Origin of the sequence: Rhizobium sophoriradicis (genome assembly GCF_003939025.1) — a bacterium.
Lineage (GTDB): Bacteria > Pseudomonadota > Alphaproteobacteria > Rhizobiales > Rhizobiaceae > Rhizobium > Rhizobium sophoriradicis.
Genome location: NZ_RQIH01000011.1, coordinates 77,087 through 94,170, shown reverse-complemented (window position 1 = coordinate 94,170; position 17,084 = coordinate 77,087). Strand labels below are relative to the sequence as shown.

Below are 17,084 nucleotides of genomic sequence, written 5' to 3'. Positions count from 1 at the left end.
CTTTCCGTTGTGGACAGAGGACGAACGGGAGGAGGACGATCCGACATCGGCTGCTGAATTGCTTCAGAGATAACTCGTCACCGCCGGTTCGTTCCACCAGGCATCGTGCCTGCCGTCGGCATAACGGACTGATAAGGCCGCCAGTTCCTCAGGGGTGATATCGTCGAGGCAGGCGATGTTGATCGAGACATAGGCTCCGCCGATCGCCTCGACATAACCGTCGCCGAAGGCGGGCACGCCGCAGGTGCGGCAAAAGCGGTGATGGCCGCTCATCGTGTTGAACTGGTAGTCTGACATCTCCTCCTCGTCGCACATCAGCCGGAAATCCTCCGGCTTGACGTTGGCGCCCCAATAGCGCCGCTTAGCGCAGATCGAACAATTGCAGCGGCCGGTGCCCGCTTCGAGGTCAATGTCCACCTCGTAGTGCACTTTGCCGCAATGGCAGCTTCCTCTGTAGGTCTTCTTCATGGTGATCTCCTCCTTCGGCGTTGCAGCGGGCGCAGAACTATGACAATATGTTGTCACGATGGATGAGATACAGAATAGACAACATGTTGTCAAACAAAATCGACCGGAGCGGACCGTGGAAGGGGACGCCTTTTCCGCTTTCGCGATCACGGCCCTTCGTCTTGCCGGCCATCTGACCGCGGCCGGCGACCGGCTGGCAAAGCCCGCGGGACAGACGAGCGCGCGCTGGCAGGTGCTGGCGGCGGCGCGGCGCGGCGACATGTCGGTGGCGCAAATCGCGCGCGCGCTCGGCCTCGCCCGCCAGGGTGTGCAGCGGCTTGCCGACGTGCTGGCGGGCGAAGGGCTGATCGCCTATGCCGACAATCCGGAGCACCAGCGGGCGAAGCTGGTGCGGCTGACGGACGAAGGGGCCGAGCAACTGGGGGTGATCGAGGTGGCGCAGGCCGGATGGGCTGATGGGCTCGGCGCCGCGTTTACGTCGGCCGAGCTCGACGCGGCGCGGGCTGTCATGGCGCGGGTGATGGCGATGCTAGAGAGTGACGGGGCGTCCGGAGGTTGAGGTCGCACCCTGAGCGCCCCCTCTGGCCTGCCGGCCCGAAACGCAAAAAGGCCGGGCTAACCCGACCTTCCCTGCCATCTCAACGAACCGTGCCAGTACATCCGTGGTCACGATCCGGAGATGATATTCAAAGCTCCACGCGTCCAAGAGGACGCGTCAAGATTTAGGCCGCCTGGAGGCGGTCTGCCGACATCTTGCCGGACTTGTTGTCGCGGACGAGCTCGTAAGACAGCTTCTGGCCATCCTTGAGGTCACGCATGCCGGCGCGCTCGACGGCGGAGATGTGGACGAAAACGTCGGCTGCGCCGTCATCCGGCTGAATGAAGCCGAAGCCCTTGGTTGCGTTGAACCACTTTACGGTACCTGTGCTCATGACGATATCCTTTTCGAATCGCTCATAGAAGATTGCAGCCCGGGCAAAGCCCAAGCGGCGATGAAAACCGATTTTGGAGGAAGGTCGCCAGGAACGACGCAAGCGCCGTTTCAAAGTTCATCTAGCAAGATCGATGCGGAGACATGTAATTGCAAATTGTGTCCGCGGCAAGGCGTCGGCAAGGGAAAGTCGAATTCGGCTTGGCGGGGTGTTCACTACGTCGTGCCGTGTAAGCCCCCCTCTGCCCTGCCGGGCATCTCCCCCACAGGTGGGGAGATTGGCTGGGCGCACCGGCTTCCCCAAACAACTGGTGTCCGCCGGGCGAAACGGTAGAGAGGCGGGAAGGTTTAGCCACTTGCGATCTCCCCACCTGTGGGGGAGATGCCCGGCAGGGCAGAGGGGGGCGGCCACGGCACAACGGTAAAGATACTCCCGTTAATACCAAGGCCGCGGATCGCGCTTACGCCGCTGCCTTCGCCCCCGCATAGGGATCGAACCGCCCATAAAACGTCTCGCCCTTGGCGGCCATGTCCTTCAGCAGCGGCGTCGGCTTGAAGTGATCTCCGTAAGCCAATGCTAACTTCTCCGCCAACTCGACGAAGGCTTTAACACCCATGCCGTCGATATAGCTCAGCGCCCCGCCGGTATAGGGCGCGAAGCCGAAGCCGAGGATCGAGCCGACGTCGGCTTCGCGCGGATCGGTGACGATACCTTCCTCGACGGTGCGGGCGGCTTCGAGCGCGATGGTGACAAGGAAACGCTGTTTGAGGACGGCGACATCGACCTCATCCGCCTGCTTCTGCGGATAGAAGTCCTTGAGCTCGGGCCAAAGCGACTTCTTCGCCGGTTTCGGCGGATAGTCGTAGAAACCCTTGGAGTTCTTGCGGCCGAAGCGGCCCTCCTTTTCGACCATGCGGGAGATGAGCTCCATATGCCTGGGGTCGATGGCCTTCTCGCCAAGATCGGCGACCGTGGCCTTGAGGATCTTCAGCGACAGGTCGATGGCGACCTCGTCATTGAGCGCCAGGGGACCGACCGGCATGCCGGCCATCTTGGCGGCATTTTCGATCATGGCGGGCGGCACGCCTTCGATCAGCATGTCGTAGCTTTCCGACATGTAGCGCAGAACGCAGCGATTGACGAAGAAACCGCGGGTGTCGTTGACGACGATCGGCGTCTTCTTGATCGCCGCGACATAGTCGAGCGCGACGGCGAGCGCCTTGTCGTCGGTCTCCTTGCCGAGGATGACCTCGGTCAGCATCATCTTTTCGACGGGCGAGAAGAAGTGGATGCCGATGAAATCGGCCGGGCGCTTGGAATTCTTGGCAAGACCCGTGATCGGCAGGGTCGAGGTATTGGAGGCGAAAATCGCCCCTTCCGGGAGCACCGCTTCAACAGCCTCGATGACCGATTTCTTCACTTCGCGATCTTCGAACACCGCCTCGATGACGAGATCGGCGGTGGCGAGACCGGCATAGTCGGCGGCAGGCGTGATGCGGGAGAGAAGCGCCGCCGCCTCGTCCTGCGTAAAGCGTCCCTTACCGACGGAATCCTTGACGAGGCCTTCGCAGACGGCCTTGCCCTTGGCGGCAGCCTCCATGTCGCGGTCGATCAGCGTCACCGGGAGACCGGCGGCGGCGGTGACATAGGCAATCGAGGCGCCCATGAAACCGGCGCCGACGACGCCGACATGTTTGAGTTCGGTCTTCGGAATGCCGGCGGGACGGCGGGCGCCCTTGCCGAGCTCCTGCATGGAGATGAACAGCGAGCGGATCATCGAGAAGGCTTCGCGGGTCTGCAGCACCTCGGTGAAATAACGCTGCTCGATCTTCAGGCCGGTGTCGAACGGTACCTGCAGGCCTTCATAGACGCATTTCAGGATGGCGAGCGCGGCGGGGTAATTGCCTGAGGTTTCGCGGCGCAGGATTGCCGGTGCGGCCGGCCAGAGCTGGGCGGAGGCCGGCGTCCAGATGCCGCCGCCCGGCAGCTTGAAGCCCTTCTCGTCCCACGGGGCGACCGGCTTCAGCCCGTCCTTGATCATTTGCTTGGCGGCCGGGATCAGTTGATCCGGCTCGACCACCTGATGCACGAGGTTCATCGCCTTGGCGCGCGAGCCCGTGAGCGACTGGCCCGTCGTCATCATCTGCAGCGCATCCTGGGCATTGGCGAGCCGCGACACGCGCTGGGTGCCGCCGGCGCCGGGGAAGATGCCGACCTTGACCTCGGGCAGCGCGATCTTGACGCTCTTGGCATTGGAGGCGACACGGCCATGGCAGGCAAGCGACAGTTCGAAAGCGCCGCCCATGCAGGTGCCGTTGATCGCCGACACCCACGGCTTGCCCGAGGTTTCGAGCTTGCGGAACAGGCCGCTCATCCGGCCGACCAAACCAAACAGCGTCTGCACCGCCGTCTGCGGACTCTTGGCCTTCTCCTCCTGATAGGAGCTGAACATCGACTTGATCATCGAAAGATCGGCGCCGCCGGAGAAGGAGGATTTGCCCGAGGTGAAGACGACACCCTTGACGGCGGTGTCAGCCGTGGTTGCGTCGATGATGGCGTTCAGCTCTTGCATCACCTCGGCGGTGAAGACGTTCATCGATTTGCCGGGCATGTCCCAGGTGACGAGAGCGATGCCATCGGCGTCGGTTTCGAGCGTGAAATTGGTGTAGGTGCTCATCTTGGGAATTCCTCTCCCTGAATTCTTTGGCGGTGAAGCCCCTCCCCCTTGTGGGGAGGGGTTGGGGAGGGGTTTCTCTTCGGTGGAAAGACCCCTCCCCTCGCTTTGCTCGACCCTTCCCACAAGGGGGAGGGTTTGGTCCCATCAAACGCGTTCGATTACGGTTGCCGTGCCCATGCCGGCGCCGATGCAGAGCGTCACCAGCGCGGTGTTCAAGTCGCGGCGTTCAAGCTCGTCGAGCACCGTGCCGAGGATCATGGCGCCGGTGGCGCCGAGCGGATGGCCCATGGCGATGGCGCCGCCATTGACGTTGATCCTGTCGTGGTCGATGTCGAAGGCCTGCATGTAGCGCAGCACGACAGCGGCGAAGGCCTCGTTCAGCTCGAAGAGGTCGATATCGGCAAGGCGCATGCCGGTCCGTTTCAACAGCTTCTCGGTGACGTCGACAGGCCCGGTCAGCATCAGGGCCGGATCGGAGCCGATATTGGCGAAGGCCTTGATGCGGGCACGCGGCTTCAGCCCCATGCTTTCGCCGCCAGCCTTCGAGCCTAGCAGCACGACGCCGGCGCCATCGACGATGCCGGAAGAATTGCCGGCGTGGTGGACATAGTTGATGCGCTCGATCTCCGGATGCGCCTGGATGCCGACGGCCTCGAAGCCGCCCATCTCGCCGGGCATCTGGAAGGACGGATTGAGCGAGGCCAGCGCCTGCATATCGGTGCCCGGGCGCATATGCTCGTCCTTATCGAGGATCGTCAGGCCGTTCTGATCCTTGACCGGGACGACCGACTTGTCGAACCAGCCCTGCTCCCAGGCATGTCCCGCGCGCCTCTGGCTCTCGACGGCGTAGGCGTCGACATCGGTCCGGGTGAAACCGTATTTGGTGGCGATGAGATCGGCCGATACGCCCTGCGGCATGAAATAGGCCGGGAAATTCACCGAGGGGTCCATGAACCAGGCGCCGCCCGACATGCCGAGGCCGACACGCGACATGCTTTCGACGCCGCCCGCGATGACGATGTCATCGGCGCCTTGGGCAATCTTGCCGGCGCCGAAATTGACGGCATCGAGGCCGGAGGCGCAGAAACGGGAGATCTGCATGCCGGGCGCCCTGGTGGAATAACCCGCTTCGAAGGCGGCGGCCTTGGGGATGACGGCGCCGGCATCCATGACCGGATCGACGCAACCCATGATGATGTCGTCGACCGTCGTGGTGTCGAGCCCGTTGCGGTCGCGGATCGCTTCCAGCGTCTTGGCCGCAAGGCGGACGGACGGCACTTCATGCAGGGCGCCGTCCTTTTTGCCGCGGCCGCGCGGCGTGCGGACGTGATCGTAAATGAAAACCTCGGTCATTGTCTCGTCTCCCTGACGGCGCGGCGGCGCCGGTGAATTTCAACACTCCTTCTCCCCCTCGGGGAGAAGGTCGGATGAGGGGCGCTCGCGGCAAACTCGGCGTTGCTTGCGCGCGGCCGTTCGCTCCTTCGTCGCTCACCCCCTCATCTGTCCTTCGGACATCTTCTCCCCGCTGGGGAGAAGGGGAACCTCAATTAAAACGCTTCGGCGGCGAGTTCCATCATCGTATCGGCGCCGGCTTCGATGCGGGCCTTGCGCAGCGCGGTTTCCGGCATAATGCGTTCCATGAAGAAGCGGGCGGTCACCAGCTTGTTCTTCAGGAAATCCTCACGGGTTCCATCACCTGACGCAAGGCCGTCCTCGGCGGCTTTCGCCATCTTCGCCCACATATAGCCGAGAACGACGAGGCCGAAGAGATGCATATAGTCGGTCGAGCCGGCGCCGGCATTGTCGGGCTTGGCCATGGCGTTCTGCATGAACCACATGGTCGCGCCCTGGACGTCGTTCAAGCCCTTCTTCAGATGTTTGGTGAAGAAGGAAAACTTTTCGTCGCCGCGGTTCTCCTCGCAGAAATCACCGATTTCCTTGAACAGGGCCATGGCGGCGCGGCCGCCGTTCAGGGCGAGCTTGCGGCCGACGAGATCGAGCGCCTGAATGCCGTTGGCGCCTTCATAGATCATCGCGATGCGGGCATCCCGCACATACTGGCTCATGCCGTGTTCTTCGATATAACCGTGACCGCCGAAGACCTGCTGGGCCATGACAGCGTGGTCGAAGCCCTTGTCGGTCATCACGCCCTTGAGGATCGGTGTGACGAGGCCGAGAATATCGTCGGCCGTCTGGCGCTCCTTCTCGTCGGTGGCGCGGTGGGCGATATCGGATTTGAGCGCGGTCCAGAGCAGGAAGGCGCGGCCGGCCTCGTTGAAGGCGCGGATGGTCATCAACGTCCGGCGGATATCGGGATGGACGATGATCGGATCGGCCTTCTTGTCCGGCGCCTTGACGCCGGACAGCGAGCGGCCCTGGATGCGGTCGCGGGCATAGGCGGCGGCGTTCTGATAGGCGATCTCGGAAATGGCGATGCCCTGCAGACCGACCATCAGGCGGGCCTCGTTCATCATCACGAACATGGCGTTGAGGCCGCGGTTTTCGGCGCCGATCAGGAAACCGGTCGCCTCGTCGTAATTCATCACGCAGGTGGCGTTGCCGTGAATGCCCATCTTGTGCTCGATCGCGCCGCAGGAGACGGTATTGCGGGCACCGAGCGCGCCGTCGTGGCCGACCAGAAATTTCGGAACGATGAACAGCGAGATGCCCTTGGTGCCCTCGGGCGCACCTTCGATGCGGGCGAGCACCAGGTGGACGATATTGTCGGTCAGGTCGTGTTCGCCGGCGGAGATGAAGATCTTCTGGCCTGATATTTTGTAGCTGCCGTCAGGCTGCGGTACTGCCTTGGTGCGCAGCATGCCGAGATCGGTGCCGCAATGCGGCTCTGTCAGGTTCATGGTGCCCGACCAGGAACCGTCGACCATCTTCGGCAAGTAGGTGTCCTTCTGCTCCTGCGTGCCGTGGACGAGGATCGCGGCGATCGCGCCCTGCGTCAGGCCGGGATACATCATCAGCGACATGTTGGCTGCGGACGTATATTCGCCGACGGCGCAATGCAGCGTATAGGGAAGCCCCTGCCCGCCAAATTCCTCAGGCACGGCAAGGCCGATCCAGCCGCCTTCGCGATAGGCCCTATAAGCCTCCTTGAAGCCTTTTGGTGTCGAGACGCTGGCATCGTCGTGGCGATGGCAGCCTTCCTGATCGCCGGAATAATTCACCGGGAAGAGCGCCTCCTCGGCAACTTTCCCCGCCTCGCCGAGGATCGCCTCGATCATGTCAGGCGTGGCATCGGCAAAACCCGGCAGATTGTTGTAGCGTTCGAGGCCCAGCACATCATTCAGGACGAAGAGCGTATCGTTCACCGGGGCCTTGTAGACTGGCATTTCGCGAATTCCTCCATTCGACTGACCGGGTCGCACCGGCCTCGGGCACTGTCTTACAAAATATTGACGTTTGCGTAAACGTCAAATTCTGCAGCTTCGCCATCTTTCTCGAAAAAATTCGCGGACCGCGAATCTGCGGGCGATGAAGTGCCCGGAAGCACGAGACGTCATCTCCCCTTCCTTGCCCATTGTGGAACGGCGTATAAGCGGAGGCTTCTTTCCAACGGCAATTGCGTAAGGGGCGGCCGGCATGATCAGTTTCGAGGCAATAAGGCAGCGTGCGGAAGAGCGGAAAGGCGGAGCGGCCGCGCTGCAGGCCTTGCTGGAAAAGCATCGGCCGGATCACGACCGGCTGCGCGCCATGCCCGACGATCGTATTCTTGCCGACATGACCCGGCGCATCTTCTACAGCGGCTTCGTCCAGAAGGTGATCGATGCGAAGTGGCCGGGCTTCGAGGCGGCGTTTTCCGGTTTCGATCCGGCAATGCTGAATATCGCGCCCGATGATTATTGGCATGAACTGACCTCGGACGAGCGGATCATCCGCAACGGCGCGAAGATCATGTCCGTTCGCGCCAATGCCGCTTTCATCAGGGAGCTGGCGAAGGAATATGGCAGCGCCGGCGTCTTCCTCGCCGACTGGCCGCGGGAAGACCAGGTCGGTCTCCTCGACCTGTTGAGCAAACGCGGCAGCCGGCTCGGCGGCATGACCGGGCAATATTTCCTGCGGGGCATCGGCCGCGACAGCTTCGTTGCGACGATGGATGTACTTGCCTGCCTCAGATCGGCCGGCGTGCCGCTGTCTACCTCCGGGACGGCGAAGAAGGACCAGCCGCTGATCCAGAAGGCCTTCAACGACTGGGCCGAGGAGACCGGCCTTTCCTTCATTCATCTCTCCCGCATCAGCGCCTATTCGATCGATGCGGCGCACTGAAATCCCGCCGTGTCATGCGTTTCCGGTTTGACGAATTCAGCCGCAATTGCTGCCAAAAGCGGCCGTTGGACTGCAAACGTTAAAAAATTCTCATCGATATTAACGGCTTGTTTACCACGTTTCGTGAAAGGTGCGGGTTGAGCAGTAGCGACCCGCATTCCTTTTCCCCGTCTCGCGTTTCTAAAGGATGCCGCTACATCGTTCAGCCTGAGGAAAGTCTAATCGACGATCTTCTTTCGGATGATGCGCTCCGGTCCGCGTGAAGACGCTGGCCACAGACGGAAAAGCCACGGATCGAGCTCTGACGAGAGGTCGAGCAGTCGAAGCGAGCAAGAAGATGAACGGATCGCGATCAAATCCTTCCCGGCAGTCCGACAGGACCTCGCTCGATGCGCTGAACCGCACGATCGAAGGGCTGGAGGCGCGCATCGAAGGGCTAATGGGCAGCGGGCGCGAACCGCGACCGCGCACGGCAACGGCCGAGCGCGACGTTTACGCCAGCTCCAATTCGCCGCGCCCGGCCAGAGCGCCGATCGAGCCGCGGCCAGATCCGCTCGCTGAAATCCGCCAGCGCCAGCGCGCGCTGGAAGCCGGTCGTGAGCGGCCTTACGGGCGCGAACCGGCTCCGCAGCTCCGCGAAACCGCGCCGCGCGCCACAGCGTCTCAGCCGGCACCCGCCTTCCGCGCCGGCGACGATACGATGACGGAGATCGCCCAGGCGCTCGTCAACCTGCGCCAGGACCTGAAGCGCGACATTTCCGAAGGCGTTACCCGCGAGATGAATGCGCTGCGCACGGAACTGCGCGAGATCAAAACAAGTGCCGGCGACGGCCGCTTCGCCGATGACATCCGCGCCGACATGAACCGCCTCGCCCAGAGCATCACCCAGCTGACCGGACGCTCGGGCAGCGCGGAAGCGGCCGGCCTGCGTGAAGATTTCGAGGATCTGCGATCGCTGATGGACGGGCTGGCGCGCGAGGAATCGCTGCGTCACATGGAAAGTCGCTGGGACGGCTTCGAGAACCGGCTTGCCGCACTCGATACAGAGGGGCTGCAGGAAGAACTGGTTTCGCTCGCCTACCGGCTCGACGACATCAAGCGCCATATCGGCGGCATGGGCGAAAGCCCGGCGGTTCGCGCGCTGGAAGATAAGCTCATCGCCATCGCCACGGCGATGGAGCAGTTCGGCAATATGATCCAGCCGCATGACCGGGTCATGGCCGAACAGTTCGCCGCCATGGACATGCGGCTCGACGAGATCAGCCGGGCGATCGCGGCCAGCGGACGTGCGGCCGCCAACAGCGATCCGACGCTGATGCAGCGGCTGGAAAGCCGGCTTTCGGCACTCGCCGACCAGATCGACGTGATGAGCCATGATGCCGCCAGCCGGGCGACGCCGGCCGATGAGCTGGCGATGCGGCTGGAGGCGCTGACGGAACGTGTCGAGGATCTGACCAACGCCGAAGCGACGTCGCGGCTCGACGAGCGGCTGGAACATCTTTCCTATCTGCTGGAGCGCACGCAGCAGACGGCCGCGCAGCCCGACCTCACGGGACCGCTGTCCGACATCTCCCGCAAGATCGACGCGCTCGAGAACGGCGCCGTCAACGACGTGCTGGCGCAGCGGCTCGATTATCTCGCCCGGCGAATCGACGAGATGGCCCATCCGCAGCCGGCGCCGGCCGCGGCGATCGACGACGGCGCCTTCCGGCGTCTGGAAGGGCGCCTGAGCGATATTGCCGCCCGGCTGGAGGAGAGCACCGCAGCACCGCCGACAGATCCTCGGGCGCTGAAGAACCTCGAGGACCAGATCGCCAATCTTTCGGCGCTGATGAGCGAGCCGCGCGAAAGCGCTGCGATCCCCGCCGATCTCGACCGGCGCATGGGCGCGATCGAAGATTATATGGCGACGAGCGACGAATATATCATCGAAGCCGCACGCCAGGCGGCGGAAGCCGTCGTCGAGGCCTATTCGCGCAATGGCGCTCTGCAGGGCGGCGTGCCCTCCGCCGACATGTCGGCCCTGACGGCGCTGGCCGAGGATCTGCGCCACCTCGAGGATATCAGCCGCGACAGCGAGGAACGCACGCACAAGACCTTCAAGGCGCTGCACGAGACGCTGGTGCATATTGCCGACCGCCTCGACGGCATGGAAGAGCGCGGACGGCCGGCCCCCCCGATGCCGGTCGCCGACGTCGATTTCGATGTCGACCCTTACGCGCTGATGGTGGCCGAGGCCGCCCGGACGCCCGAAGCTGCCCCGGCAGCAATGGCCTCTCCGGTCATCCGCCCGGCGGAGATCGCAGCCGAACCTGCCGCCCCGGCCCAGGCCGCGGCCATGAGCGCGACGAGCGCGATCGCCATCGAAGCCGCGACCAGAGTGCCGGAGGCCGCGACGCCCGCGCCGGCAAAATCCAGTCTGCTCGCCAGCCTCGGCAAGCGGTTGCGCCCCGGCAAGAAAGCCGAGACCAAGGGCGCCGAACGCGCGGTGATCGACCCCGCGCCGTCGATCGATCCTGCCGACGTGGTGCCGACGGATGCGGCGAATGAACTGCTCGAGCCGGGTTCGGGCGCGCCTGACGTCAAGAAGATCCTTGAACGGGTGCGCGCCAGCCAGAATGCCGCGCGCGGCAAACCTCCCGGCGAAACCGATCGCGCCGATTACATCGCCGCGGCCCGCCGTGCGGCGCAGGCAGCCGCGATGGAAGTGGACGCCAACCCAAAGCAGGCAGCTCCCAAGGCCGAAAAGAAGAGCGCCACTGCCAAGGCCGACAAGCTGGGCAAGACCGACCAGACGGGCAAAACCGGCAAGGTCAGCGCCTTTTCGCGCTACCGCCGGCCGATCCTGCTGGCGATCGGCGCCGTGCTGCTCGCCATCATGGCCTTTCCGCTGGCCCGGACGCTGACGAGCGGCGAACCCGCGCCGCAGGCGCCGGCGGAGGTCTCGGCGCTGACCGGAGCGACGGAAAACCCGCAGCCGGCCCTGCCTGAAGCGACACCCGCCCAGACGGACGCCGGCGTTGCCGCTACGACCGCTCCCGCAGCCGAAACGGCTCCCCCGGCCGGCGAACAGGCGCAGCCGGAATCAACCTCACCCACCGCCGGCGATCATCTGACCGACGCTGCCCCGCTCGACGGCGAAGGAGCTGCAACTTTTGCGCCCGCCGCTTCGTCCAGCCCGACGCAGGAGACATCGGGCTTCCTTCCGAATACGCCGGCCGCAGCACCGCAGGCCGCCATCACCATTCCCGACACCGTGCAGCCGAAATCGCTTGCCGATGCGGCGCAGGGCGGCGATGCGCTGGCGCTGTTCGAGATCGGCGCGCGCTATTCGGACGGCCGCAACGGCGTGGCGGTCGATCAGAAGCAGGCGGCGACCTGGTACCAGCTCGCGGCCGACAAGGGTTTTGCGCCGGCGCAGTACCGGCTCGGCAGCATGTACGAAAAGGGCAACGGCGTCGAACGCGACATTGCCAAGGCAAGGTCCTTCTACGAACAGGCGGCCAACCAGGGCAATGCCAGCGCCATGCACAACCTCGCCGTCCTCTACGCCTCCGGCGCGCTCGGCCAGCAGGATTATGCGACGGCCGCCTCCTGGTTCATCAAGGCCGCCAACCTCGGCATCACCGACAGCCAGTTCAACCTGGCGATCCTCTGCGCGAGGGGCAACGGCGTTCCGGCCGACCTCGAAGAATCCTACAAATGGTTTGCGATCGCCGCCAAGGCCGGTGACAAGGATGCGGCCCAGAAGCGCGACGAGGTGGCCAACGCGATGAAGCCCGACCAGCTCGAGCGCGCCCGCGCCAAGGCCGATCTCTGGAAGCCGGAGCCGCTCGACCACCGCGCCAACGGCATCGACATCCCCGACGAATGGGCGGGCACCGGCGCCAAGACGGCCTCCGTCGACATGAAGAAGGCGATCCGCAACATCCAGGCTATCCTCAACAATAACGGCTTCGACGCCGGCGTGCCGGACGGCGAAATGGGCGCGAAGACCGTGACCGCGATCAAGAACTTCCAGAAGTCGATCGGCCAGCAGCCGGACGGCAAGGTGACCGACGCGACGGTCAAGGCGCTGCTCGAGCGCAACAAGCAGGTGGCCAAGGCGATTTGAGGCGCGGCGCGCCGGAGATCGGCGAGACCGGCCCCTCATCCACCTGCCGGCACCTTCTCCCCGCATGCGGGGAGAAGGGGATTTGCCGCGACCTCTCCCTCCCTCACTGGCATCTCGCAAGGCACGTCCCCTCGCCCCGTTTTTACGGGGAGAGGGTTAGGGTGAGGGGCAACCATTGCGGCGCGAACCGAAAGGAGTCTGCCAACTCCGTCAGCAAATCCCAGCCTGGCGGCACTATGCCGCAAGGCTTTCGCCGCTTTTTGCTCCCGCCCGTCATGCAATCTGAAAAAAGCCGGAATATGCGGGAATATCCGTTCGCGCATCCGGCGAATCTCTGCCACCGATCTCCATCTCAGAGCTGATCGAAAGCCTCTGGCAACGATTTCGCGGTAAGGTGCGCATTCGAACGGGGACGTGACGGAAACCGCCCTGCAGGAGCGGTCATCATTCGGGGTCGGTTGTGACAATCTATCTGCCCATCGCAGAATTGTCGGTGAACATCTTCATCATTCTCGGCATGGGGGCGGCCGTCGGGTTCCTGTCCGGAATGTTCGGCGTCGGTGGCGGCTTTCTCATCACCCCACTGCTGATCTTCTACAATATCCCCCCTGTCGTCGCCGTCGCCACCGGCGCGAACCAGGTTGTAGCGTCGTCGATTTCGGGGGCGATCACCCATTTCCGGCGCGGCACGCTCGATGTGAAACTCGGCACTGTGCTTCTGATCGGCGGTCTTACAGGCGCCACGGTCGGTATCTGGATCTTTTCGCTTTTGCGCCGCGTGGGCCAGCTCGATCTCATAATCTCGCTGATGTACGTCATCTTCCTCGGGACAGTCGGTGGGCTGATGCTGCTCGAAAGCATCAATGCCATGCGGCGGGCTGCCCGCAACGAACCGCCGGCGCCACGCAAGCCGGGCCACCAGCATTGGGTGCACAAGCTGCCGCTCAAGGTGCGCTTCAAGAAATCGAAGATCTATCTCAGCGTCATTCCGATCGTCGCGCTCGGCTTTGCGATCGGCATCCTCACCTCGATCATGGGCGTCGGCGGCGGCTTCATCATGGTGCCGGCGATGATCTACCTCCTGCGCATTCCGACCAATGTCGTGGTCGGCACCTCGCTCTACCAGATCATCTTCGTCACCGCCTATACGACGATCGTGCAGGCGGCGACGAATTTCTCTGTCGACATCGTGCTCGCCTTCATCCTGATGGTGGCAGGCGTCATCGGCGCGCAATACGGCGTTCGCGTCGGTCAGAAGCTGCGCGGCGAGCAGTTGCGCGCCCTGCTCGGGCTGCTGGTGCTGGCCGTCGGCCTGCGTCTGGCGATCGCGCTGGTGGTAACGCCGGCCGACGTCTATTCGGTGGTGATGGGGGATAACTGATGCGCCTGCTTGTCGCCCTCCTCGCGCTTCTTTGCCTGCTGCCGGCGGTGGCCGGCGCGCAATGGCTGCCGGGACAATCAACCGAAGCGGTGCGCGAAGGCCTTGAGATCGGCACGTCGACCAGCGAAATCGCCATCACCTCGGATTTCCACGGGGCGGATCTGACGATCTTCGGGGCGCTCTCGAACACCGACCAGCTGCTGCTCGCCATCGGCCAGTATGACGTGGTCGTGGTGCTGGAAGGCCCGCGCGAGGATGCGACGGTGCGCAAGAAGGAGCGTGTCTTCGGCATCTGGGTGAACAGGCGCTCGATGACCTTCGAGGCGGTGCCGCATTCCTATTCGATGTCGAGTTCGCGCATGATCGACGATCTGACGACGCCGCTCGAGCTGACCGATCAGGGGATCGGCATCGATCACATTCCGCTGACGCCGGTCGGCTTCGTCGGCGACGGCAGCAATCTCGGCGAGTTCCGCCAGGCTTTCCTGCGGCTGCAGCAGGGAGGCGCGCTTTACGACCGCAACCCGAGCGGCGTGCGGTTCGTTTCCTCGAACCTGTTCAAGGCGAGCCTGCGCCTGCCGGCAAACATTCCGAACGGCGTGCATACGGTGCGCGCCTATCTCTTCAAGAGCGGCAATCTCGTCACCGAGAAATCGCTGCCGCTGCGCGTCATCAAGACGGGCATCGAGCAGACGATCACCGATGCGGCACATGACCAGCCGATCCTCTACGGCTGCGTTGCCGTGCTGCTCGCCGTCGTCACCGGCTGGGGCGCCAGCCTCATCTTCCGCCGGGACTGAGCCGCCGCAAGGCACCGTACGCCCGCGAATGTCTTGTTATAGCGGCCACCGGTCGAGCGCCGGCTGGCCCCGGCGCACTTCATCCGCTCCTCCTCTTAAAAACCGCTTGCATTTTGCTATCAGCCACGTAAGGTTTGAACCACTTTTTATTCGCAACCGGTCTACATGCGACAATCGAGAAGGAGGATGCCATGAGAAAGCTTATCGTCTGGAACCTAATGACCCTCGACGGGTATTTCGAAGGCACGAAGCCGTGGGATATCGACTTCCACAATCTCGCCTGGGGGCCGGAGCTGCAGCGCTATGCCGAGCAGTTCGGCGAAGAAGGCGATCTCCTGGTTTTCGGCCGCAAGACCTATGAGGGCATGGCCTCCTACTGGCCGACGGCGCAAGGCGAAGACAAGATCAAGGCCTATATGAACGGCATCGCCAAGATCGCCGTGTCGCGGACGATGACCGAGCCCGGCTGGAACAATGCCCGCGTCGTCAGCGATCCGATCCCCGAATTGACGCGGCTGAAACAAGAGGACGGCAAGACGATCTTCATCTTCGGCAGCGCCGAGCTTGCCGACAGCCTGTTGAAAGCTGGCCTTATCGATGAAATCAGGGTCTGCGTGGTACCCGTCATCCTCGGCGGCGGCAACCCGCTTTTCAAGCGCGCCGAGGCTGAGGTGCCGCTGAAGCTCATCGATTCCGCGACGACGCGAGGCGGCGCGATGATCCTGCGCTATGAGCCGGTGAAGGTGTAGCAGGCTGCGGGGCATGGCTGTGCGATGCCTGGGCGAAACCCCTCCCCAACCCCTCCCCACAAGGGGGAGGGGCTATGCGCGGCACCGTCCCACGACAAACATCAACGCTTCTGCGGATGAGACGGTGAAGGGAATAACGTCGGCGCGGCATTCAAGCCCCTCCCCCTTGTGGGGAGGGGTTGGGGAGGGGTCTTAGATCGTGGCTCGGCCCCGGTCGACGGCGGCAGCCCTTTCCAAAAAGCTTCGTATTCGACTAAAAACCGGTTCTTAACATTTACGAGTTAGTAATCTCTCTGAAACGAGAGGTTCTGTTATGCGTACTCGTATCGTTCTGACCGCCGTGGGTCTGGCGCTGCTTGCCGGCTGCGCGACGGCGCCGAAGCAGACGAGAAACATCTGCGCCGTGTTCGACCAGCGCGAGGGGCTTTTTTCCAGCTGGCAGAGAGCGGCCGAGCGGACAGAAAAGAAATACGGCGTGCCCGTGCCGATCCTGATGGCGACGATGTACACCGAATCGGGTTTCCAGCCTTATGCGCGGCCACCGCGTACCAAGCTCTTCGGCTTCATTCCCTGGACCCGGCCATCGACCGCCTACGGCTATTCGCAGGCGCTCGACGGAACGTGGGATCACTATCAGTCGCAGACCGGGAACTGGGCGGCGCGGCGCACGAACTTCACCGACGCCATCGATTTCATCGGCTGGTACCACTATCAAAACAGCGTCGAGACCGGCATTCCGCTGAACGATGCCTATAATCTCTACCTCGCCTATTATTCCGGGCCGACGGGATACAAGCGCGGCGACTGGCGCTCGAACGGGCAATTGCAGCAGACGGCGCAGAAGTTCGCACGGATGGCTGGAACCTATCAGCAGCAGTTGCGGGGGTGTGATTAACAATAGTCTGAGGGGCGGCCACGGCAGGCCCTATCCGAATAGCAATCGCTACCCCCGCAAATTCCCATACCTGACCGAATAAATCCGATCCCGCCCCAACAGATGCGCCACCAGAGACGATGTGTCGAACAGGCCTTTCATCGCCTGATGGCCGAGATCCAAGCCGCCGCTCATGACGCCGAAGGCGGGCATCAGCAGGCGGGCGCCGTCGGTGGCAAAACACGGGCGGCGGACGGATCTGTCGCGACGGCGCACGGTCGCCGACGGGTGCAGGTGGCCGGCGATTTCGCCGCTCTGCAGGCCGTTTTTCGGCTCGTGGCGGAAGGTCAGGCCGGCATAATGCATCTCGTCGGCGCAGGCGCCGGGCAGATCGACGACGCCGTCGGGATCATGATTGCCGTTGATCCAGATCCATTCGCGGCCGCGCGCCATGCCGACGATCAGCGCGCGGAAATTTTCCGGCAGATGCGCGGAGCCGATGCGATCGTGGAAATTGTCGCCGAGCGAGATGACGAGCTTCGGATCATAGCGCGAGATGACGGCGGCCAGCACGGTCAGGGTCGCCAGCGTATCGTAAGGCGGCAGCATCATGCCGCGGCGGGCGAAGGCCGCACCCTTTTCCAGATGCAGGTCGGAGACGACGAGCAGGCCGGCATCCGGCAAATAGAGGGCGCCAAGCGGATCGCAGACGGCGGCAATGCCGTGGATCGTCGTCTCGATGCCCGGCACGGCGGCCAATCCGGATATGTCGCGCGCCAGCGCCAGGCGGTTCATCACGGTCGTTATTCCC

Annotated in this window: 13 protein-coding genes; 7 read left to right on the top strand and 6 right to left on the bottom strand. The window is 63.5% G+C overall.

Translation table 11 applies throughout. The features are described 5' to 3' along the window. Positions 1-63 precede the first annotated feature (63 nt). Positions 64-468 carry a GFA family protein gene (locus tag EFR00_RS19410; RefSeq protein WP_039617806.1) on the bottom strand — a complete coding sequence of 135 codons (405 nt, stop codon included), beginning with the start codon at positions 466-468 and terminating at the stop codon, positions 64-66. A 58-nt stretch (positions 469-526) separates the two neighbouring features. Here EFR00_RS19410 and EFR00_RS19405 point away from each other — a divergent pair, with 58 nt between their 5' ends. Beyond that, the gene (locus EFR00_RS19405) at positions 527-1,027 is read left to right on the top strand and encodes a MarR family winged helix-turn-helix transcriptional regulator (protein ID WP_077992637.1); all 501 of its coding nucleotides are present in this window, start codon (positions 527-529) and stop codon (positions 1,025-1,027) included. 163 nt (positions 1,028-1,190) lie between these two features. Here the strand turns inward: EFR00_RS19405 and EFR00_RS19400 are convergent, their stop codons facing one another. The 4 genes from EFR00_RS19400 to EFR00_RS19380 form a co-directional block, all read right to left on the bottom strand. Then, positions 1,191-1,400: a cold-shock protein gene (locus EFR00_RS19400; RefSeq protein ID WP_003545273.1), complete on the bottom strand. Its 210-nt coding sequence runs from the start codon at positions 1,398-1,400 to the stop codon at positions 1,191-1,193. A gap of 460 nt (positions 1,401-1,860) precedes the next feature. After that, a complete protein-coding gene (locus tag EFR00_RS19390; protein WP_039617802.1) occupies positions 1,861-4,077 on the bottom strand; it encodes a 3-hydroxyacyl-CoA dehydrogenase NAD-binding domain-containing protein in 2,217 nt (738 codons plus the stop codon). Between the two features lie 144 nt (positions 4,078-4,221). Next, entirely contained in the window at positions 4,222-5,430 is a 1,209-nt protein-coding gene (locus EFR00_RS19385; RefSeq protein WP_077992639.1) for an acetyl-CoA C-acetyltransferase, read from the bottom strand. A 194-nt stretch (positions 5,431-5,624) separates the two neighbouring features. Next, a complete protein-coding gene (locus tag EFR00_RS19380; protein ID WP_077992640.1) occupies positions 5,625-7,421 on the bottom strand; it encodes an acyl-CoA dehydrogenase C-terminal domain-containing protein in 1,797 nt (598 codons plus the stop codon). A gap of 250 nt (positions 7,422-7,671) precedes the next feature. Between EFR00_RS19380 and EFR00_RS19375 the strand changes: the two genes are divergently transcribed. The 6 genes from EFR00_RS19375 to EFR00_RS19350 all read left to right on the top strand — a co-directional run bounded on the left by EFR00_RS19375 (position 7,672) and on the right by EFR00_RS19350 (position 16,294). Next, positions 7,672-8,355, top strand: coding sequence for a DNA-3-methyladenine glycosylase I (locus tag EFR00_RS19375; protein ID WP_038686765.1), 684 nt, complete (start codon positions 7,672-7,674; stop codon positions 8,353-8,355). Between the two features lie 337 nt (positions 8,356-8,692). Then, complete coding sequence (locus EFR00_RS19370; protein WP_077992641.1) at positions 8,693-12,469, top strand: peptidoglycan-binding protein; 3,777 nt, start codon at positions 8,693-8,695, stop codon at positions 12,467-12,469. A 460-nt stretch (positions 12,470-12,929) separates the two neighbouring features. Then, positions 12,930-13,850 (top strand): sulfite exporter TauE/SafE family protein, encoded by a 921-nt coding sequence (locus tag EFR00_RS19365; protein ID WP_039617793.1) that lies wholly within the window; start codon positions 12,930-12,932, stop codon positions 13,848-13,850. Next, entirely contained in the window at positions 13,850-14,650 is an 801-nt protein-coding gene (locus tag EFR00_RS19360) for a TIGR02186 family protein (RefSeq protein WP_009990223.1), read from the top strand. The genes EFR00_RS19365 and EFR00_RS19360 overlap by 1 nt, the downstream gene beginning before the upstream one ends. Positions 14,651-14,841: 191 nt before the next feature. Continuing rightward, positions 14,842-15,399 carry a dihydrofolate reductase family protein gene (locus EFR00_RS19355; protein ID WP_077992644.1) on the top strand — a complete coding sequence of 186 codons (558 nt, stop codon included), beginning with the start codon at positions 14,842-14,844 and terminating at the stop codon, positions 15,397-15,399. Between the two features lie 313 nt (positions 15,400-15,712). After that, a complete protein-coding gene (locus EFR00_RS19350; protein ID WP_038686757.1) occupies positions 15,713-16,294 on the top strand; it encodes a transglycosylase SLT domain-containing protein in 582 nt (193 codons plus the stop codon). A gap of 48 nt (positions 16,295-16,342) precedes the next feature. On the opposite strand, the gene pdeM is transcribed toward EFR00_RS19350, so the two are convergent. Continuing rightward, positions 16,343-17,068 (bottom strand): ligase-associated DNA damage response endonuclease PdeM, encoded by a 726-nt coding sequence (gene pdeM / locus EFR00_RS19345; RefSeq protein ID WP_077992645.1) that lies wholly within the window; start codon positions 17,066-17,068, stop codon positions 16,343-16,345. Positions 17,069-17,084: the final 16 nt, after the last annotated feature.